At 36.9% G+C, this 20718-nt stretch carries 17 protein-coding genes; 7 read left to right on the top strand and 10 right to left on the bottom strand.

Going from position 1 to position 20718, the window contains the following annotated elements; translation table 11 throughout:
- Positions 1-30: 30 nt before the first annotated feature.
- Genes IPP64_05025 through IPP64_05005 form a run of 5 tightly spaced genes read left to right on the top strand, consistent with a single transcriptional unit; the run spans position 31 to position 4312 of the window.
- On the top strand, positions 31-2526 hold the full coding sequence (locus tag IPP64_05025) for a TonB-dependent receptor plug domain-containing protein (protein MBL0328781.1): 2496 nt from the start codon (positions 31-33) through the stop codon (positions 2524-2526).
- 16 nt (positions 2527-2542) lie between these two features.
- Entirely contained in the window at positions 2543-2920 is a 378-nt protein-coding gene (locus IPP64_05020) for a hypothetical protein (GenBank protein MBL0328780.1), read from the top strand.
- 32 nt (positions 2921-2952) lie between these two features.
- Positions 2953-3366 carry a hypothetical protein gene (locus IPP64_05015; GenBank protein MBL0328779.1) on the top strand — a complete coding sequence of 138 codons (414 nt, stop codon included), beginning with the start codon at positions 2953-2955 and terminating at the stop codon, positions 3364-3366.
- A gap of 30 nt (positions 3367-3396) precedes the next feature.
- Positions 3397-3639 carry a hypothetical protein gene (locus tag IPP64_05010; GenBank protein MBL0328778.1) on the top strand — a complete coding sequence of 81 codons (243 nt, stop codon included), beginning with the start codon at positions 3397-3399 and terminating at the stop codon, positions 3637-3639.
- Positions 3632-4312, top strand: a complete 681-nt coding sequence (locus tag IPP64_05005) for a DUF4159 domain-containing protein (protein MBL0328777.1) — start codon at positions 3632-3634, stop codon at positions 4310-4312. Before IPP64_05010 ends, IPP64_05005 begins: the two co-directional genes overlap by 8 nt.
- Before the next feature lie 3 nt (positions 4313-4315).
- On the opposite strand, the gene IPP64_05000 is transcribed toward IPP64_05005, so the two are convergent.
- The 6 genes from IPP64_05000 to hisS form a co-directional block, all read right to left on the bottom strand.
- Positions 4316-4969 (bottom strand): alpha/beta hydrolase, encoded by a 654-nt coding sequence (locus IPP64_05000; GenBank protein ID MBL0328776.1) that lies wholly within the window; start codon positions 4967-4969, stop codon positions 4316-4318.
- Positions 4969-5580 (bottom strand): inorganic pyrophosphatase, encoded by a 612-nt coding sequence (locus IPP64_04995; protein ID MBL0328775.1) that lies wholly within the window; start codon positions 5578-5580, stop codon positions 4969-4971. Before IPP64_04995 ends, IPP64_05000 begins: the two co-directional genes overlap by 1 nt.
- A complete protein-coding gene (locus tag IPP64_04990; GenBank protein MBL0328774.1) occupies positions 5577-6170 on the bottom strand; it encodes a hypothetical protein in 594 nt (197 codons plus the stop codon). Before IPP64_04990 ends, IPP64_04995 begins: the two co-directional genes overlap by 4 nt.
- On the bottom strand, positions 6170-7744 hold the full coding sequence (locus tag IPP64_04985) for a T9SS type A sorting domain-containing protein (protein MBL0328773.1): 1575 nt from the start codon (positions 7742-7744) through the stop codon (positions 6170-6172). Before IPP64_04985 ends, IPP64_04990 begins: the two co-directional genes overlap by 1 nt.
- A gap of 244 nt (positions 7745-7988) precedes the next feature.
- Complete coding sequence (hutH, locus tag IPP64_04980) at positions 7989-9476, bottom strand: histidine ammonia-lyase (protein ID MBL0328772.1); 1488 nt, start codon at positions 9474-9476, stop codon at positions 7989-7991.
- Between the two features lie 87 nt (positions 9477-9563).
- The gene (gene hisS, locus IPP64_04975; protein ID MBL0328771.1) at positions 9564-11225 is read right to left on the bottom strand and encodes a histidine--tRNA ligase; all 1662 of its coding nucleotides are present in this window, start codon (positions 11223-11225) and stop codon (positions 9564-9566) included.
- A 247-nt stretch (positions 11226-11472) separates the two neighbouring features.
- On the opposite strand from hisS, the gene IPP64_04970 reads away from it, so the two are divergent.
- Positions 11473-13620 (top strand): S46 family peptidase, encoded by a 2148-nt coding sequence (locus IPP64_04970; GenBank protein MBL0328770.1) that lies wholly within the window; start codon positions 11473-11475, stop codon positions 13618-13620.
- A 59-nt stretch (positions 13621-13679) separates the two neighbouring features.
- Here IPP64_04970 and IPP64_04965 read toward each other — a convergent pair whose 3' ends face one another.
- From IPP64_04965 to IPP64_04950, 4 genes are all read right to left on the bottom strand, one after another.
- The gene (locus tag IPP64_04965; GenBank protein MBL0328769.1) at positions 13680-14495 is read right to left on the bottom strand and encodes a hypothetical protein; all 816 of its coding nucleotides are present in this window, start codon (positions 14493-14495) and stop codon (positions 13680-13682) included.
- 1 nt (position 14496) lies between these two features.
- Complete coding sequence (locus IPP64_04960) at positions 14497-16062, bottom strand: alkaline phosphatase D family protein (protein ID MBL0328768.1); 1566 nt, start codon at positions 16060-16062, stop codon at positions 14497-14499.
- A gap of 71 nt (positions 16063-16133) precedes the next feature.
- The gene (gene ettA, locus IPP64_04955; GenBank protein ID MBL0328767.1) at positions 16134-17810 is read right to left on the bottom strand and encodes an energy-dependent translational throttle protein EttA; all 1677 of its coding nucleotides are present in this window, start codon (positions 17808-17810) and stop codon (positions 16134-16136) included.
- Positions 17811-17907: 97 nt separating this feature from the next.
- Positions 17908-18543 (bottom strand): hypothetical protein, encoded by a 636-nt coding sequence (locus IPP64_04950; protein ID MBL0328766.1) that lies wholly within the window; start codon positions 18541-18543, stop codon positions 17908-17910.
- A 56-nt stretch (positions 18544-18599) separates the two neighbouring features.
- Between IPP64_04950 and IPP64_04945 the strand changes: the two genes are divergently transcribed.
- On the top strand, positions 18600-20717 hold the full coding sequence (locus IPP64_04945) for a S8 family peptidase (GenBank protein MBL0328765.1): 2118 nt from the start codon (positions 18600-18602) through the stop codon (positions 20715-20717).
- The last annotated feature ends 1 nt before the right edge of the window (position 20718 follow it).

Here is a 20718-nt window from a genome sequence, read left to right as displayed (position 1 = left end):
ATAACTAAAAACTCGGGATGGAAATGCTTGTTGCTGTTCCTTTTTGTTTCTGCGCAACTCATTTCTCAAAATACCGCAACTGTTTTTGGTAGAATAACCGATATCGATAATCAACCGGTGGAAGATGTGAGCATTTCTATTTTAGGCTCACCGCAATCGCCAACTTTCACAAATGCAAAAGGAGAGTTTTCATATTCGATTCCTGCAGATGCAGATATTACTATCGTTTTTTATCACCTGAATTTTATCCAATCACAACGAAGTGTGCGTTTAGCAACCGGTGAAAAATTAGACATTGGAAGAAGAATTAATTCAAAAGAAATCACCATGACGGTTGTGGAAGTGAATGACGGTAGCCGCTTTAAAGATCTAACCCGCCTCGACCCGATTAACATTACGCATATTCCAACAGCCAGTCAGGATTTCAATGCCATTCTTTTTACATTACCGGGCGTCTCCAACCGAAATGAGTTGAGTTCCTCCTACTCTGTTCGTGGAGGAAATTTTGATGAAAACCTCGTATATGTAAATGGCATAGAAGTATATCGTCCGTTTTTGACGCGCTCCGGGCAACAAGAAGGTTTGAGTTTTATCAATCCGGATTTGGTTTCCTCCGTTTTGTTTTCTGCCGGTGGATTTGAAGCCAAGTATGGTGATAAAATGTCGAGCGTGCTGGATGTGCAATACCGCAAACCTAGAAAATTTGCAGGAACCGTTTCTGGAAGTTTATTGGGCAGTAATTTACATTTAGAAGGCTCCTCAAAAAATTATAGGTTCACCTGGTTGTTTGGTGCTCGATACAAAACAAACAAATACCTGCTTGGGAAAAATGATGCACAAGGCGATTATAAACCATTTTTTGCCGATGTTCAAATGTATACCACCTACGACATCACTCCGAATTGGGAATTGGATTTTTTAGGAAATTATGCGAGTAATAAATATCAATTTGTTCCGGAAAATAGAGAAACGGATTTTGGAACACTTGATAAAGCGTTGCGATTGAAAATTTATTTTGACGGACAAGAAATCGACCAATTCAACACGATGATGGGCGCTTTGTCGGCCATCTACAATGATGATGCAGAAAAATTAAATTTAAAATTTATTGGTTCCGCATTCAGAAGCAAGGAGGAAGAAGCATTTGACATTCAAGGACAATATTTTATCGGAGAATTGGAAACCGATTTCGGAAAACCAAATTTCGGAGACATTGTTACAGAAAGAGGAATCGGAACGTATATTGATCATGCTCGTACAAACCTTGATGCTTACGTTTTCAGTGGAGAGCATAAAGGAACGTATACCGAAGGCAAAAAACAATTGCTCTGGGGTGTAAAATATTCCAACGAACAAATCACAGATAAATTAAGTGAATGGAAGTTTGTAGATAGTGCAGGATTCTCATTACCAAACACTCCGGGGCCAATTATCAATCCGGGCGATATTACCCTGCAAGATGTTGTAAAAACAAAAATCAAAATCTCCTCCAATCGTATTTCAGGATACTTGCAAGGTTCGTTGATGAAAGATACAAAGGATACATCTACCATTTCCGCAACATTGGGTATTCGTGCCAACTATTGGGACTTCAACAATCAAATCTTAGTTGGGCCACGCGGTACATTTGGTGTTAAACCCAATTGGAAGAGGGATTTCTTATTTAAATTTTCTTCCGGCTATTATTACCAGCCGGCTTTTTACAGAGAACTCAGAGGACGTGATGGTGTTGTCAATCAAAACATCAAGGCACAAACCTCTATCCATTTTGTTTTAACGAGCGACTATAATTTTAAAGCATGGAAACGTCCGTTTAAATTTATAGCGGAAGCGTATTACAAATACCTCGACAATTTAATTCCTTACGAAATTGATAACGTACGCATTCGTTATTCAGCAAACAATAATGCACGTGGCTATGCAACCGGTATCGATTTAAAAGTAAATGGTGAATTTGTAAAAGGTTTGGAATCGTGGGCATCTTTATCCATCATGGAAACACGAGAAGATTTAAAAGACGATTTTTATTTCGACTATTACAACAGTGATGGCGAAAAGATTGTTCCGGGCTATACAGCCAACAGCGTTGCAACCGACAGTGTTCGAAACGAACCCGGCTACATTTATCGCCCAACCGATCAACGGGTAAGTTTTGGATTATTCTTTCAAGACAATATGCCCAACCTTCCGGATTTAAAGATGCACTTAAATTTATTGTTTGGCTCCGGTGTTCCTTTCGGTGCTCCTGGAACGGAACGCTACCAGCAAGTATTGCGCATGCCTTCTTACCGAAGAGTTGACATCGGATTTTCATATCAGGCTTTAAAAGAAAACAGAAAACCCAAACCCAAAAGTCCGTTACGCTTTGTAAAATCGTTATGGATCAGTTTAGAAGTGTTTAACTTATTAGGCACAAACAATACCGTTTCTTATATCTGGGTGGAAGATGTAACCGCACGCCAATATGCTGTTCCAAATTATTTAACACAACGTCAGTTAAACTTACGGACGATTATTAAGTTTTAGTTCATCGAAATTCATCATGGCAAAACAGAAAAAATCCATCCCTTTCAGTTTCGCAATCGAAAATTTATTTTCAAGGGAACCAATTGTGAAGCAAATGTTTGGCTGCCACTCCATTTATATTGACGGAAAAATTGTGCTCGCATTAAGAGACAAAGATGATGTGGACAGTGGCGTATGGATTGGCACATCAAAAGAGCATCATGAAAGTTTAAAAAAAGAATTTCCAAGTATGCGGTCGATACAAATCTTCGGTCCCGGCACCAGTGGCTGGCAAGTCATAAACAAAGATGCCGATGATTTTGAATCCAGTGTAAATCGCTTGTGTGAACTGATTCTGAAGGACGATCCAAGAATTGGAAAAATCCCCAAGCCTAAAAAGAAAAAAAGTAAGTAATTCTGATTTTCTATTCGTAAATTTGAATACAAATGAATTATTCGAAGGAAGCCATAGAAAAAGCAACTGCATGGGTAGAAGGAAGCTCAGCAGCTAAGCTATGGTTGGAAGAACATAATTTTCCCGAATTGATACAACTCAAGGATGCTGCGAGCAGACATGCAAAAGCATTTGAGTACTTACTGGTTCACAAACACATCGTGCTTGCTACATTTGTGAATGCTATTTGGGATGATAAAAAAGCTTTTCAATTGCTAATGGATAGCAAACAATACCATTGGGCAGCCATGGCCAATTATATTAATGGCGATGACAATGCAGCTGCTTTTTTGAAAAAAAATAATTTAGCACATTATGCGCAACTTGCCCATGTGATACAAGCTAAAATTCGAAGAGAAGGAGATGAAGGAACCAACATATTTAAAAGTGGACCCTATAAAGGATAACAAGTATCACGTATTTAGTATCAAGAAAAAATGAGAGTTATAGCCAACATACCACATCCCAAAATCACCATCAACATCTTTTCGATGAATGATAAATATCAAATTCAGTTTTTAGCTGGGAATATGGAACAAACATTCAAGATTGGACACAGCGAAGTAAATGGTGTGGAAGGGATTCAAAAATTAGTAGATGATGCTTTTTTACAAAAAGTAGTGGAACGATTCAATGAAATGTATTTATCATTAAAAGACACGAAAGAACGAAATGCTTAAAAAATCAATTATACTTCTTGTCATAATTATAAGTTGCTTCGCATTTAATCCTGCTCCAACCTATCAAATTGCATTATTAAAATATAGTGGTGGTGGCGACTGGTATGCAAACTTAGAAACATCCCTTCCAAATCTGATTGAATTTTGCAATACCAACTTAAAAACAACCATCAACCCGGAACAGGCGACCATTGAAGTTGGCAGTCCGGATATCTACAACTACCCTTTTGTTCACATGACCGGGCATGGGAACGTGGTTTTTAATTCACAAGAAACGGAGAACTTGCGCAACTATTTAATTGGCGGAGGATTTTTACACCTCTCTGATAATTACGGAATGGATAAATTTATTCGTCCGCAAATGAAACGTGTTTTCCCTGAATTGGATTTTGTAGAACTACCATTTTCGCATCCCATCTATCATCAAAAATTCGATTTCCCGAATGGCTTACCTAAAATTCATGAACATGAAGACAAAGCACCACAGGGATTTGGTTTAATTTACAAAGGGCGTTTGGTTTGTTTCTATGATTTCGAATGCGATTTAGGAGATGGCTGGGAAAGTTATGAAGTTCACAAAGACTCACCGGAAACACGCCAAAAAGCCTTAAAAATGGGTGCTAATATTATTCAGTACGTATTGATGGGTGGTGAAAATAGCGTAAAGAAATAACTATCAAATTGTCTCCAACTCTTTATTAATAATTCCACTAATCTCTTCCCCTTTATTGATTATCATAAAATGTGTTCCACCTTGGATGGTGTAATCACATCCAACAACATTACGATGTGGAAGAACACGATCAGCATCCCCATGGATATGAATTAATTTTTCGGGGCGAACTTTATTCTCCCATTTTACGATACAGTGAACTGCTCCGTTAAAATAGTTTTCAGGTGCTTCGTCTAACATCCGTCTAAAACTAGTCTTCTGCTCTTCTGTAATTACACCAAACTGCTTTTTGGCAACCATCACGGCATTCTTATAGAAACCGTCTCTAAACAAACGGTACAAGGGTAATTTTCTCCAAAAGGTAATTTTCAAGGGCAATTCGCCATCAAATTTACTGCTGGAAATAATAAATGTTTTTACAGGATTTAATTTTTTTGAAATCTCCACACAACACATACCGCCAAAGGAAACACCTATCAACACATACGGCTGAGTGGTGTCAATCTGTTTAGCAAGTCGCAACGCATAATCCGGCAAAGTTTCATTCTTATAGGGTGTTTCCCATTTAATGTGGTGAATTTGACAATTATTTAGTTTGAGATTTCTAAACAAACGCTCATTCACACCCATCCCTGGAATACAATAGACGTTAAGCATTATTTTAAAAACTTATTTTTATAATCCTCTCTACTTCTATTGATTACCTCATACGCCTCATCTCTTCCGTAAATATGCGTAATCTCACAGGTAGGTTTTTCGGCACCCGGAATATTTTTATAGGTTAAAAAATAATGCTTCAACCGATCTATCACTGCAACAGAACAATCTGTAATATCCTTCCAATGTTCAAACACTTCATCCGATTTCATCACTGCAATAATTTTATCGTCTGCTTCTCCTTTGTCGATTAAACGAAAGCCACCAATCGGAACAGCTTGTAAAATGATATCGCCATGTGTGATTGTTTTTTCACTCAACACACAAATATCCAAGGGGTCGCCATCTCCTTTCGAAACAACCTTTCCGGATTTCAATGCGGCATATTCTGCCACCTTTACATCACAATAGGTTTGTGGAATAAATCCGTATAACGTTGGAACCACATTCGAAAATTTTTGAGGGCGATCAATTTTTAAATATCCAGATTCTTTATCGATTTCATATTTTACTGTATCTGTCGGAACAATTTCGATAAAAGCGGTAATAATGTCTGGTGCATTTTCTCCGATAGAAATGCCATGCCATGGATGCGATTTAAATTTGTTCATTTTTTCTTACGAGTAAAAAAGTAAATACCAACCATTACCAACAATGAAATTAACAACAACACTATTTTTCCTGTACCCGATGGTTGTGTATTGTGTCGAGCTGTATCAGTTGCAGAGTTATTCAATACAGTGAGTTCGGCAAAAGACTGAATTCCCAATGTTGTTTTCAAAAATGTAATTTCTTCTTCAAATGTTCTTTTCAAATCCATCAGATAAATATCTTGTTCCCCACTGTTGAATTTTTTTCGACTGTGTTCACAAATGGAAATGTTGAGATAATCAAATTTGGTATACCGCGCATAAACAAGCCATTCTTCATCAGCCGTAAAACTCATCAAACATTCTGAAGAACAATCAAAATTTATTTTTACTTGCTTGGCAACCGTTCCTTTGTAAAGCTCAATAATTGAAAAATAGGCAATTGCTCTTTCTTTTTGACTATTACAAGTGCTCACAGAGTCAACACGGCCATAAAAAACAACATCGTAAGCAGCAGCCAATTCTTTTGTAATTGGTGAAATGGGACTACATTCACAGGCGAATCCCTGCAAAGCAAAAAGTAAAAAAACAATGGACAGAATCTTTCTCATTAATACACAATCATTTTTTTAGTAATCGCAAATTCATCCGATGAAATGGAATAATAATAAATTCCGGGTTTTAAATTATAAGCGGTTGCATTAAAGATATAATCATAATCCCCATCATTAAATTCTTCATTTTTATAAAGCGTAGCAACCTTTTTTCCTAAAACATCAAACACCTCTAAATTTACTCTTCCTGCTTTTTTTAAACTGAACTTAATCCAAGTCGTTTTATTAAATGGGTTCGGATAATTCTGTTGCAGCTCTACTGGTGAAAAAGCATTCAATCCTGAATCATCGATACTCATCGTTGCTCCATCAATCAAGGCTGTCCATACGCTTAACGTAGAAGCACTGTAGGCCATCCAAATGGGGCGTACCATATTGTTGTATGCCGAAACACCTGTATAGTCACCAAAGAAAATAGTAGGGCTTGGAATAAAACTGGTTTGATTGATTTTATAATTATTGAATGTATTCCCGCCATCCGTTGACTTTGCCATGTATACATCTGTTTGTTGACTGCTCGGAGAGAAATTTCTGCGATCATAAAACACACAATACAAATTACCGGTAACAACATCTAAATCCATCCAGGTTAAAAATTGTTGACGCCCAGGAATATCATCATTCACTCTTACCGGAGCACTCCACGTTGTACCGCCATCGGTTGATTTCACCAACCATACATCGGTATCATTTGTTCCGTTACGTTGATCTGTCCAATTAACATAGATAGTTCCATGATTCGGACCACCACTCAAATCACAAATAGTTTGAGGCAAGCCATTACAACGTTGTAAGCCTGCAATGTTATAATCCCAACCACCCGGCATGGATGTAACTGTTGTTTCGTGCGGCAACCAGGTTAAGCCTCCGTCTAGACTTTTATTAAACACCAATCCATTCGGACCGGTCCACACCACATAAATTTCTCCAGAAGGACCAACTGCCGGGACAGCACCTTCCATGGTATTATCGCTATCCACACAATCTCCGGCATCGCTGCTGATACGTATTGGTGAACTCCATGTCAATCCTGCATCTGAAGATTTGGCAAACAAAATAACACTGCTATCACTTGGAGAAGAACTCCCATAATTATCGAATTGTGTCCACGTGACATAAATCTCGTTGTTAAACGGATTGACTACGATCCCTTCTTTATCTTGCACTTTCACACCATTTTTTCCTACCGCTGTACCACTTGTCCACCAAGTTGCGCCACCATCGGTTGATTTGGTAAAAACAATACGATCCACCCAACTTCCACCGGATGGAGGATTTGATAAATGTGAATAATAAAAATTACCTGTGGTATCTGTAAAAATTATTGGATCACCCCAAACACCATTTGTTGGATCCGATAAATTCCCAATTGACCAAGTTGCACCGCCATCAGAGGAATGATAAACATTGTCCAAGTTAGCACCGGCAACTACCTGATTCGAATTTTTAGGATTGATACGAATCGAAACCTCTTCCGGATCGTTCACATTACTAATCATCACATTGGTGTATTGTGCTGAGAGCGTTGTTGCGAAAAACAACAAAGCGAGAAGAAAGATGTTTTTTTTCATCACCTATTTTTTAACGCTGATACCATTTGAATTTGCAATGCACTCATTACAATACGTTTTCCCATCACAACCTATTACACCAGGACAATCCATAGTACACATATCATCTTTGTGCTTTTGGTATAATACATCGTCATAGCATGAGCCTTTATCTTTTTTACAAGAAAAAATCGAAAATGACAAAAACATCATGAAGAAAATAATTGAAAATTTATTGCTTTTCATTGTCAAATATTTTAATCTATTACAAACTTATACTGAACTGTTTCAAAAATTGAACACTCTTTTCAATTTCTGTGTACATGATTTTATCTTCATCAACAAAAGGAACATGTTTTCTATAATCAGCAACAACTTTTTGCAATACAACAGAGGATTTAAGTGGCTTTCTGAATTCCAATGCCTGCGTACCGTTGAACAATTCAATCGCCAAAATTCGATTCAGATTTTCAACTACCTTATAACATTTTGTAGCTGCATTCGAACCCATCGATACATGATCTTCTTGTCCGTTTGAACTTACAATCGAATCAACCGATGCCGGAGAGCACAATTGTTTATTCTGACTAACAATACTTGCTGCTGTGTATTGCGGAATCATAAATCCGGAATTTAATCCCGGTTTTGCAACCAAGAACGATGGCAAGCCGCGTAAACCTGCAATCAACTGATAGGTTCTTCTTTCGGAAATACTTCCAAGTTCAGCTAACGCAATCGCTAAAAAATCCAAGGCCAATGCCAACGGCTGTCCATGGAAATTTCCGCCTGAAATAATTTCATCCTCCTCCGGAAAAACAGTTGGATTGTCGGTCACAGAATTTATTTCTGTCAAGAAAACATTTTCCACATATTCAATCGCATCTTTGGAAGCGCCATGCACTTGAGGAATACAACGAAAAGAGTAAGGATCTTGTACGTGTTCTTTTTTCTGTTTGATAATTTCACTTCCTTCCAACAACTTGCGCATGTTCTCCGCAGTTTTTAATTGTCCTTTATGCGGACGAATGGTATGAATGTGTAATTTGAATGGATCCATTCGTCCATCAAATCCTTCTAAGGAAATCGCACCAATGACATCCGCTGCGCTATTTAATTTTCTAGTTTGCAACAAACACCATACACCATAGGCGCTCATAAATTGAGTTCCGTTCAACAATGCTAACCCTTCTTTCGATTTTAAAGCAATCGGTTTTAAATTTAATTGTTTCAACACATCTGCTGCGGTTTGCTTTTTCCCTTTGTAAGAAACTTCACCCAATCCCAATAAAGGCAAACACATATGTGCCAATGGCGCCAAATCTCCGGAAGCACCTAAGGATCCTTGCTGATAAATAACCGGTAATACATCGTTATTAAAAAAGTCGACCAGGCGCTCAACCGTTTGCAACTGCACTCCGGATTTACCATACGACAAAGCTTGAATTTTCAACAGCAACATCAGCTTTACAATATCCGATGGCACTTCATCCCCTGTTCCGCAAGCATGCGACATTACTAAATTCTGTTGTAGTTTTTCTAAATCAGCATCCGGTATGGTGACATTGCACAAAGAGCCAAAACCGGTGTTGATACCATAAATCGGTTCTTTTTGTGAAGCCATTTTTTTATCGAGGTAATCGCGACAAGCGGTAATGTTCTTTTTTGCTTCTTCAGAAAGAGCAAGCTTTTTGTTTCCTGAAATGATTTCAGAAATTGTTTGTAAGGATAATTGGGCTGTTGTTATTGTGTGCATATTTTTACCACTAAGGCACCAAGTTCACTCAGCTTCACTAAGACTTGTTAATCCTTAGCGCCTTCATAGTGAACTTAGTGGTGAATTTTATTTTAATTTTTCTATAATTTTTTCAATGCTTATTTCTTCTCTTTCACCACTAACTATATTCTTCAAGGTCAAAACACCCTCTTTCGTTGAAACAACAAAAGGAATATTTTTTGATTCACCATAGGTGAACTGTTTTTTCGCATCTGCTTTTACATTTGGATAAATTTCAGAATTGATGCCTGCCTTACGAACCTTTGCTAATAAAGGAAGCATATCACTCTGGTCTTTTTCATTAAAAGCAACAAACAATAATTTTGTAGATGCAGAAACCGTATCCGGATATAAATTCAATTCGTTTAGCACATCATAAATCCGATCTGCCCCAAACGAAATTCCAACACCACTCATATTTGGCAATCCGAATATTCCGGTTAAATCATCGTAACGACCGCCACCACAGATGCTGCTGGTGAATTGCGAGCGAGGGTCATTAACTTGAACCTCAAATATTGCTCCTGTATAATAATTTAATCCTCGGGCTAAAGTTAAATCTAACTCAACACTAGAATATTGAGGATTTCCTAATTCTTTATTCAAGAGCTTTAAACGATCAGTAATTGCTAAAACTTCTTCAACACCAATTAATCCTTGAGGAATATCCTTAAATTTTGTTTTTAAATACGGAACTTTATTATTGTCATCTAGTGGTCGAAATTCATCTACAAATAGTTTTAATTTTGAAATTGACTCTTCAGAAAATCCTTTTTCTCTTAATTCATCATAAATTTTTTCACCTATCTTATCATATTTATCCAAGGCAACCGTTATATCTACAATTCTATTTTCTTCACCAATTGCAATTCCAAGCCCTTGGAGTATTTTTCTATTATTTATTTTAATTACAACTTTAACTTTTAATCTCGTAAACACATCATCAATCATCTGCACCAATTCCACTTCATTAATCAAGGAATTGCTACCAATAACATCCGCATCACATTGGTAAAATTCTCTGTAACGACCTTTTTGTGGCTTGTCTGCTCTCCAAACAGGTTGAATTTGATAGCGCTTGAACGGAAAAGTAATTTCATTTTGGTGTTGAACAACGTAACGTGCAAAGGGTACTGTTAAATCGTATTTAAGTGCCTTTTCTGAAATGTACTTTGTCAATTCACTTGATTTTAAATCATTAATTTTTTGTTGAAAATTTAATAATTTTTCCTTTTTTTCTAATATCTCTTGGAAATACAACAAAGTTTTTTCTTTAACAGAATCCATCTTACGTTGAAACTCCTGAAGCTTTTCTTTTATTTTATTTGATTCATCATTCTCAACTCCTTTTTTTAATCGCTCTTGAATTTCGTTCAAATATGCTTGATTTTCAGGGTAGAATTCCTTATTCAAATAATTACTAAAATCAACAGACTCTTCTAGTTTTAATTCGAAGATGTTTTCATTTTCATCATTCAATTTTAATTCCTTCCTCTTGAAAGAATCGAAATACTCTCCAGAATCTAAAATTTTAAAAATCAACTTATCCCCTTCTTCACCGTATTTACCCATAAGGGTAGAAAGGTTTTCCATTGCAGGTGTTTCAATTGGCAAATAGCCATAACGCTGAAACACTTTTTTAATGGTATCAAAAATATAATTTCGTCTCACCATTTCTTGTGGTGAAAAATCGCGGGTGCCTTTGGGTATGGATGGTTTTTGTGCCATTTTATAAAATCCTAATTCTAAAATTTCTTAATCCTTAATTTAAACCACGAATATCGTGATTTTTCCCCTAATAATCACCCTACCATTCATCCTAAAATATCTACCATTGATAACTGATTTTAAAGCCTTTAGCTTATCTATGATGGCTGTTTCATTATAATTTATAGTTTTGTAAACTCTAAACTAAAAAATTAACCTTTTATGAATTGCAATGCATTCATAAATGCTTTTAAAAACTATTCTACTTATGACTAAAAAAATCACGTTACTGCTTTTAACTTTTCAACTTTTAACGGCTAACTTCATAAAGGCGGATGAAGGAATGTGGCTGCCAATGCTTTTAAAAGACAATTATGAGCAAATGGTAAAAGCCGGCTTAAAACTTACTCCGGAACAATTGTACGACATCAACAATGCGAGTTTAAAAGATGCGATTGTTTGGTTCAACGGAGGTTGTACATCTGAAATTATATCTGAAAAAGGATTATTGCTTACTAACCACCACTGCGGTTACGAAGCCATTGCAAATCATAGTACTGCTGCTGACAACATTCTTGACAATGGATTTTGGGCAAAAAATTATGCAGAAGAAAAAGTAAACAAGAACTTATTTGCTTCAATCCTTGTTCGGATGGAAGACGTGTCCGACAAAGTAAACAAGGCACTTGCAGGTGATGCTAGTGAGGCAAAAAAACAAGAGGTATTTAAAAATTTAGTGGCGGATGCAACAAAAGACACACATTACGAAGGTCTTGTGCGTTCGTTCTTCAGAGACAATGCCTATTATTTATTTGTGTTTGAAAAATTCACAGATGTTCGTTTAGTGGCGGCTCCTCCTCAATCCATTGGGAAATTTGGTGGCGAAACCGACAATTGGATGTGGCCACGCCATACCGGAGATTTTTCTATGTTCCGCATCTATGCAGACAAAGACAACAAACCTGCAAAATATGCAGCAGACAATGTACCTTACAGACCGAAAAAATTCTTAAGCATTTCTATTAAAGGTGTTGAAGAAGGCGATTTCACAATGGTTTATGGATTCCCAGGAAAAACTAACCGCTATGAAACTTCTTATGGTATTGAATTGGCAACCGACAAAATCAATCCTGCTATTGTTGCTTTGCGCGACATTCGCTTAACAGCCTGGAAAGAACAAATGGATAAAAGTGATAGCACTCGTTTGTTAATGTCGGCTCAATATGCACGTATTTCGAATTATTGGAAATATTTCATCGGACAAACAGAACAGTTGAAACGATTGAAAGTATACGAAGAGAAAAAAGAAACCGAAAAGCAATTCAATACTTGGGCAAAAGGAAAAGCGGAATACGAAAGCATCTTCCCTAATTATGAAAAAGCGTATGCGGATTACAACAACTATGCACTGCACTCAACATACATGAGAGAAGGCATTTCCGGCTGCGGAATTTTGGCTGCCGCCCTCAACTACTCTGCCTTAGAAAAAGCATTGACAACGGATTCAAAAAATGCGGATAATGTAAAAAAAGCTACAGACCGCATCCTTGCATTCAATGCAAACTTTTACAAATCGTTTAACAGAGAATCAGAGCAAAAGATTTTGGCGAAAATTATTCAGATGTATTATGAAAATATTCCGGCAAATCAACAACCAGCCTACATGGCCGAAGTATTAAAAAAATACAAAGGAAAAACGAATACCGAAACATTTGAAAAATTTGCCAAAGCTGTTTTCGCGAAAAGTATCATGACCACATCCGCATCGGCATCTAAATTCCTAGAAAAACCGGATGCTAAAAAATTACAAAAAGATCCTGCGTATGCTTTTGTGATGGCTTGTTACAATAACTATAATACTAACATTGATGCACACATCGAAACGTTTAACGCGATCAATACAACCGAAGGAAGTAAGTATATCAAAGGATTGATGGCAATGCAACCGAGCAAGAAATTTTATCCGGATGCTAACGGAACATTGCGTTTAACCTATGGTAGTGCAAAATCATATTCACCAAAAGATGCTGCACACTTTAATTTCTATACAACATTAAACGGAATCATGGAAAAAGACAATCCAAACGATTTCAGCTTTAATGTTCCATCCAAATTAAAAGAGCTTTATAAAAGCAAGGACTATGGAAGATATGCTGATAAAAATGGTGATATCCGTGTTGCCTTTATCAGCAACAACGACATCACCGGAGGTAATTCTGGCAGTCCGGTTTTAAATGCAAATGGTGAATTAGTTGGACTTGCTTTTGATGGTAATTGGGAAGCGATGAGCGGAGATATTTATTTCGACAGTAAATACAAACGTACTATCAGCAATGACATTCGTTATGTTTTATTCTTGATTGAAAAATATGGCGGAGCAACCAATTTGATTAACGAAATGAAGATTGTAAATTAGTTTTCTAAGCTTTGCTCGAAATGACAATTAGAATGTCATTTCGAGCAAAGCCGAAAAAGCTATTTTATCTTATCCAATATCTTCTTTATATTCCCTTTTATTTCTTTACTGATAATCTTCTTCGCTTCTACAGGTGAATCAATAGATGTTTTTAATATTTCTATTTCATCGTAATAGTTAAACTTCCTATCCTTATTGGTATCAAAACGTACTTTCATCAGAATACTTTTTGTTTGCATATCAATAAACCAGTCGACTAGCTGTGTCTGATCCGGAGTAATTTTAAACATATTCTTACCCGACAAATCTGTTAAATAAACGGTTTCCGCATCATCGGTATTAATGTATCCATCCAGATTGGTATCATCTTCGCGAATACCTAATAGGATAAAATAATATTTATCACCTGTATATTCTTTGTCATAATAAGGGAAATAAAATTGCGAAATGATAGCCGGCTTCTGCAACAAAAGATGAGTTTCATCATTTTGTTTGTTATAAAAGATAATGTTATTGCAATTTCCAAAATCCAAGGAATAGAAATTATATTTATAACTGCGGTAACTGCTGGCATAACTTTCAGCATATTCCCCACTCGACTTCGAACGCAACCCTTTGTCTTCCATACTTTCAATCGTCTTCATGCCAATGGGAATCAGCAAATAATCTGTGCTATCCAAATCCATATAATCACCATACACCAAAATCTGCTGATTTTTAGCATCATTTACAGCTGTTGAGTCGCTAGCAACCAATCGAATTCCTGATTTATTATCGGTGCGGTTATTTTGAAAAAGCACCATTACTAATAATATTAAAACTGCTCCGGCAATTCCACCGATAAGTATTCCGAGTAATAATCTTTTTGATTTCATATTATAATTTTATCCATTGTTTTTTAAAACTTCCTTTATTCGTATCAAATTGTACAATATAGCTTCCTGCCTTTAAATTAAGAGGAATATGATATTCATCAACTGTTTCATTTATGTTTTTAGAAAACACTAATTCTCCTGACACAGAAAAAATTTGAATACTTCCTAAAATTGTTTTTTCATAAAAAATCACATTCAAATTTTGCGAGGGATTCGGCTGAATGGACACGATTGCGTTTTTCTTTTCTTCCAAAGAAGTTGTAGTCATTGGTGGTAAATATCTGCAAAAATGATAGGAGTTTATTAACGAGAGCGAGGCACCACTGCTATCGATCCGATAACCTTCAAAATCAATACAAATGCTATCCAAACTAGTGCTTTCATCAGAAACAATCACTCTTCCGAATTGTCCAAAAGTGTTGTTAGGGTTCATAAAATATCCGCCTTCGCTGTAAATTCCACCTTTGAATGAACCATTTTGATTTAAAGCGGCTGCTTGAAAAATAGGATAATTGTAAGCGGGACACGTATTCGTAGAAAAGTTTGCATGTGTTCCATTATCAATGGCCAACATGTGTGCATCACCCGATAAAATAAATAAATTTTGAATGTTGTTACAATACAAAAAATCATTAATGGATGTTCGCTCAAGAGAAAAAGCAGCCCAATTATCTGTCCCTACACCACTCCAAGAATAGGTGCTCATCCAGGCAATCATTAAATTGTGGTCTCTGGCATACAAACATTCACTTTCAAACCAGGCACGTTGTGATGCTTTCATGATATGTCCGGGATATCTTTCCGATCTTAAATCAGTTAAAATAAAATGAATCCTGCCAACGGTAAAAGATTGAGCAATGGGGCTGGTGGTATCTGAACCAAAAGCTAATGGATAATGAGGAACATATTCATGGTATACCTTTCTTGCATTAACTTTCCCAGCATACGAACTATCTGAATCATTTCCACAATAGTCGTGATCATCCCAAACATATGCGATAGGGGTTTGTTTTAAAAATTTTGCCAAGCGTGGTTTAGAAAGAACGCTGTTCTCATAGGGCAAACGATGTATATTAATATTTATTCCGCTGTTCGGATTTTGATAATGAAGATCGCCCATATTTAAATAGAAATTCGGAGCCAAATTTCTCATGGCATCAAACACACGGTGATTTGAATTGATTCCACATGACCCAATAACAAACGAATAGGAAAATGGCCCATTCGCAAACGTAGTAAAACTGCCGATATCTTCTGCACTAGTATCAATAATACCATCCGACTGAATTGCATAAAAATATTTTGTTTGAGGATTCAAACCATTTATTTCTAATGACACCATATAATTGGTGGATGCACCTACAGAATAAAGTATAGAATAATCAGGAAATGAAAACAAACTATCTTGAGAAACCACCAATTGCACAGCAGAAGAGCTATCCGTCATCTTAGCATTTACCTTTACTGATTTAAATGTAAGTGCTCCCGACCACAAATATTTCACTTCGTTTTGTGAATATGCAGATGAAAAGAAAATGGCAAAAAAAAGGAATAAAAAACTGCGCATCTATCAATAAAAATGAGGAATTCAAATGGTTTGAATTCCTCATTAAAGTTAAAACAATTTTATGAGATAAACTAAACCGTTAATTTCTTATAACGTACACGTTTCGGTTCAACATTTCCTAAACGTTTTTTCTTATTCTCTTCATATTCAGAATAACCACCTTCAAAATAATAAACGGTTGAATCGCCTTCAAAGGCAAGAATATGTGTACAAACTCTATCCAAGAACCAACGATCGTGGGAAATAATTACAGCACAACCTGCATAACTGTCCAAACCTTCTTCCAACGCTCGAAGTGTGTTCACATCCAAATCGTTGGTAGGCTCATCCAGTAACAATACATTGGCCTCTTTTTTCAAGGTCATTGCTAAATGCAAGCTATTACGTTCACCACCGGAAAGAATACCACATTTTTTTCCTTGATCAGAACCATTAAAATTAAACTTGGAAACGTATGCTCTAGAATTCAATGTTTGTCCACCAATCACAATATTATCTGCTCCACCGGTTAATACTTCATAGATTGTTTTCTCAGGATCAATTTCAGCATGCGACTGATCCACATAGGCAATTTTTACGGTTGAACCCACTTTAAACTCTCCATGATCCGGAGTTTCTTCACCCATAATCATACGGAACAAAGTTGTTTTACCTGCACCATTCGGGCCAATAATACCAACGATTCCGGCAGGAGGCAATTTAAAATTTAAATGCTCGTATAATAATTTATCACCAAATGCTTTAGATACTTCAATGGCTTCAATCACTTCATTTCCTAAACGCGGACCATTCGGAATAAACAATTCCAATTTTTCTTCGGTCGCTTTTGCATCCACACCCAACATTTTTTCATAGTTCTGTAAACGTGCTTTTGATTTTGTCTGACGACCTTTTGCACCTTGACGTACCCAATCCAACTCGCGCAATAATGTTTTCTGGCGCTTGCTTTCTGTTTTTTCTTCTTGTGCTAAACGCTTTTGTTTTTGATCCAACCACTCCGAATAATTTCCTTTCCAAGGAATACCTTCACCTCTATCCAATTCCAAAATCCATCCCGCTACATTGTCTAAGAAATAACGATCGTGGGTTACTGCAATTACAGTTCCTTTATAGTTTTGTAAATGTTGCTCCAACCAATCAACCGATTCTGCATCCAAGTGATTGGTAGGCTCATCTAATAATAATATTTCAGGTTCTTGAATCAACAAACGACATAATGCAACACGTCTGCGTTCCCCTCCTGATAAATTTTTAACGGGTGCATCACTTTCCGGACAGCGCAATGCTTCCATCGCTTGCTCCAAACGATTATCCAAGTTCCACAAATCAAACTGATCAATCAAATCTTGCAATTTAGCCTGACGATTAATCAACTTATCCATGTCTTCTGCCGACATTTCTTCTGCAAACTTATTGTTTACTTCCTCGTATTCTTTTAAAATATTTACATGTTCTGCAGCACCTTCGCGAACAATTTCTATAACTGTTTTTGTTTCATCCAATTGCGGCTCTTGCTCCAACATCCCGATTTTATATCCGGGAGAGAAATGAATTTCACCTTGGTAGTTTTTTTCAACTCCGGCAATAATTTTAAGCAACGTGGACTTACCCGAACCGTTTAATCCGAGAATACCAATCTTTGCTCCGTAGTAAAAAGATAAATAAATATCTTTTAAAATAGTTTTACCTGCAGGTAACGTGCGACTCACGTTCACCATCGAAAAAATAATTTGTCTGCCTTCTGACATCTTTTTAAATTGAAAAATTAATAATTGATTCCGAGTGCTATCGGATCGTAAAATTTATGGGAGTGTAAATATCGGAATTTTTGATGAAATAAACGGGTTATTTTGCAGCTAAATACAAGGGATACTTTTCGTTGTATTTTCGCAGATAGATGAAGATAGAATCGGCTTTTTTACGTTTTTTCAGCTTAATAAATTCGGCATACAATTCGGCATCATTTTTCAATAATAGCTCCATGTTTTTGACATTAAAATCAACAATTTTATTTGTTTGTGAATCAAAAATAAACTGTCGCAACTCCTGAAACGTAGGCTGAATCGCATACATATCGTTAATCGGATCCGAACGCATGGGTGATGAAACAATCATTGCAGAAAACAAACTCAATGTTCCGATCACATTCAGACGATTAAATTCATTATTAAAATTTACATAAATGGCTCTGTTTTGTGAATACCCCCAAACAGCGCTTCGTTGCAATTTCTGCTCAACGCCTGCACTGTCTTTATACACCACCACATTCTGCTCCAGCACTTGTGTAAAAAAATCAAGTTGATCTTTGGGTAAAACAGAAACAATAGCAGATTTAAGTATAGGGGTGTTGTTTTTAAAATGCTGCAACGTCAGAAAGATTCCTTCTTTAAATTCATAATCGCGCGAACAAGCAACCGTGTTTGTTTGGGCATTACACAGCAATGGAAACAATAACAGAATGAACCAACCAACTTGACGCATAGGAATTAGTTTTTTTCCCTTAAGAATCGTAAATTTCGTAATTATTCAGCTATAAAATGAAAAAAACATACTCCTTCTTTTTCGCTTTATTGATTTTTTCAATCAATGCATTTGCTCAAGGCAAAATGAATCTTGCACTGGCATTAAAAAACAATCCCGCTTCCACTGAAATTATTGACATTTTTATAAAAGGAGACATTTTAACCATTCAGCAACTTTGTGCCAACGTTAACGGAAAAGTCAACTATTTTTCAGGCGATATTGCCGCTATAAAAATTCCAGCAGCTTCGCTTTCAACATTTGCACTTCATCCTAAAATTGAGCGACTGGAAGCATTTCCTCCCCACTATAAACCGATGAACGACACCATGCTTTTGCACAACAATGTTGGTCCGGTTCACTCCGGTACAACGCCTTTGACACAAGGTTATAACGGCAACGGAGTGGTAATTGGAATTATTGATACAGGTATTGATTTTTCGCATCCCGATTTAAGAGATAGTGTTGGGAATACCCGCATCAAATATCTTTGGGATGAGCGATTGCCCGTTGCTGCTAATACACCAAGTTATGGATACGGACAAGAATGGGATAACATTGGAATAGATGGTGGACTGGCTGCTGCATCTACAGATATCGACTGGAATGGACATGGAACACATGTTGCCGGAATTGCTGCAGGAAATGGATTGGCAAGTGGAAACTATAAAGGTGTTGCACCCAAAGCAGACATTGTAATGGTGGTTTATGATTTTTATACCTATAATCCAACGTCTATGACGGATGCGGTTGACTATATTTATTCAAAAGCCAATCTATTGGGCAAACCTTGTGTGATTAATGCCAGTTTAGGAAGCTATTTAGGCTCGCATGATGGTTTAGATTTGGAAGCACAATTGATTAAAAATATGATTACGGCTCAACCCGGAAGAGCATTTGTGGCTTCTGCCGGAAACGCAGGTGATGTCGACTATCATTTGGGATATACAGTAACAAGTGATACCAACTTTACATTTTTTCAAGGCAGCAGTGGCGTAAACATTGGTATTTATGCGGATACAGCCGACTTCAACAACGTAGATTTTGCAATTGGTGTTGACCAACTAAGCCCGACACATTCTTTACGTGGCACAACACCATTTTCAGACATTTCGACACATTTGTTTGTATTAAAAAACGACACAATATATAATGCAGGGAACAGAATTGGAATTGTACAATCCTATGGGAGTTTAATAGGAGGAGTTTACTCAATGGAATTCAACATTCTCTCCGACTCCATCGGTTATGTTTGGCGATTAATCACTACCGGAAGTGGAAAATTTGATGTTTGGGATTTTAATATAATCAGTAGCGGATTGCCTTCTATGGCAACGATGCCCGACAGCATGAATTATAAATTCCCGGATTTAAATCAAACCATTTGCTCCGGTTTTCAATGTTTAAACGAAGTAATCACCGTAGGAAATTATACCAATAGAAAAAGTGTGTTGAATTACAACAGTGTACTTTATGTTGATCCGTTTCGAACTCCCGGACAGCGCCATCCGAACTCGAGCTCCGGGCCGACACGCGATGGACGAATCAAACCAGACATTGCAGCACCTGGAGATTTCACCATGTCGTGCTCCTTATTATCTAATTTACCGTTGGATGCCGTTACTTACCCCGACTATTACGATCCGGGCGGATATCATACACGGGGTGGAGGAACATCTGCCTCCGGCCCAGGTGTAGCAGGAATTGCTGCTTTGTATTTACAAAAAAATCCCACAGCCAACGCCATGGATGTAAAAAATGCCATAATCAATTGCGCAACAGTTGATGGATTTACAGGAGCTGTGCCAAACAACCAATACGGTTATGGAAAAGCAAATGCGTTTACAGCCTTGACAGGATGCCTTGTAACGGATGTTGAAGAAGGTAGCGAAAGCACTTTTAATATTTACCCCAACCCAACGCTATCTGGAACGGATATTCAGATAGAATTTCAAGACCTATCAGCAAACCCGAATTCAACTTTAATAATATACAACTCAATTGGACAAGTAATTGCTACAGAACAAATCAAGGATTCATCTGTTCAATTAAAAGCATTCGCTCCCGGAATTTATTTTTGCAAATTAGTTTCCGAAGGAAGAATCATCGCTACACAAAAAATGATAATTTTGTAGT

This window comes from Bacteroidota bacterium, assembly GCA_016722565.1.
In the GTDB taxonomy this organism is placed as follows: domain Bacteria; phylum Bacteroidota; class Bacteroidia; order 2-12-FULL-35-15; family 2-12-FULL-35-15; genus 2-12-FULL-35-15.
Note: the sequence above shows the minus strand (reverse complement) of the source record. Positions and strands in the feature narration are given on the sequence as shown.

What these genes read in the sequence shown, in the direction of transcription:
- IPP64_04965 (MBL0328769.1), bottom strand. Translation starts at nt 14,495, where the DNA reads ATGAAATCAAAAAGATTATTACTCGGAATACTTATCGGTGGAATTGCC.
- ettA (MBL0328767.1), bottom strand. Translation starts at nt 17,810, where the DNA reads ATGTCAGAAGGCAGACAAATTATTTTTTCGATGGTGAACGTGAGTCGC.
- IPP64_04960 (MBL0328768.1), bottom strand. Translation starts at nt 16,062, where the DNA reads ATGCGCAGTTTTTTATTCCTTTTTTTTGCCATTTTCTTTTCATCTGCA.
- IPP64_05010 (MBL0328778.1), top strand. Translation starts at nt 3,397, where the DNA reads ATGAGAGTTATAGCCAACATACCACATCCCAAAATCACCATCAACATC.
- IPP64_05020 (MBL0328780.1), top strand. Translation starts at nt 2,543, where the DNA reads ATGGCAAAACAGAAAAAATCCATCCCTTTCAGTTTCGCAATCGAAAAT.
- hisS (MBL0328771.1), bottom strand. Translation starts at nt 11,225, where the DNA reads ATGGCACAAAAACCATCCATACCCAAAGGCACCCGCGATTTTTCACCA.
- IPP64_04995 (MBL0328775.1), bottom strand. Translation starts at nt 5,580, where the DNA reads ATGAACAAATTTAAATCGCATCCATGGCATGGCATTTCTATCGGAGAA.
- IPP64_05000 (MBL0328776.1), bottom strand. Translation starts at nt 4,969, where the DNA reads ATGCTTAACGTCTATTGTATTCCAGGGATGGGTGTGAATGAGCGTTTG.
- IPP64_04950 (MBL0328766.1), bottom strand. Translation starts at nt 18,543, where the DNA reads ATGCGTCAAGTTGGTTGGTTCATTCTGTTATTGTTTCCATTGCTGTGT.
- IPP64_04990 (MBL0328774.1), bottom strand. Translation starts at nt 6,170, where the DNA reads ATGAGAAAGATTCTGTCCATTGTTTTTTTACTTTTTGCTTTGCAGGGA.
- IPP64_04985 (MBL0328773.1), bottom strand. Translation starts at nt 7,744, where the DNA reads ATGAAAAAAAACATCTTTCTTCTCGCTTTGTTGTTTTTCGCAACAACG.
- IPP64_05005 (MBL0328777.1), top strand. Translation starts at nt 3,632, where the DNA reads ATGCTTAAAAAATCAATTATACTTCTTGTCATAATTATAAGTTGCTTC.
- hutH (MBL0328772.1), bottom strand. Translation starts at nt 9,476, where the DNA reads ATGCACACAATAACAACAGCCCAATTATCCTTACAAACAATTTCTGAA.
- IPP64_04945 (MBL0328765.1), top strand. Translation starts at nt 18,600, where the DNA reads ATGAAAAAAACATACTCCTTCTTTTTCGCTTTATTGATTTTTTCAATC.
- IPP64_04970 (MBL0328770.1), top strand. Translation starts at nt 11,473, where the DNA reads ATGACTAAAAAAATCACGTTACTGCTTTTAACTTTTCAACTTTTAACG.
- IPP64_05015 (MBL0328779.1), top strand. Translation starts at nt 2,953, where the DNA reads ATGAATTATTCGAAGGAAGCCATAGAAAAAGCAACTGCATGGGTAGAA.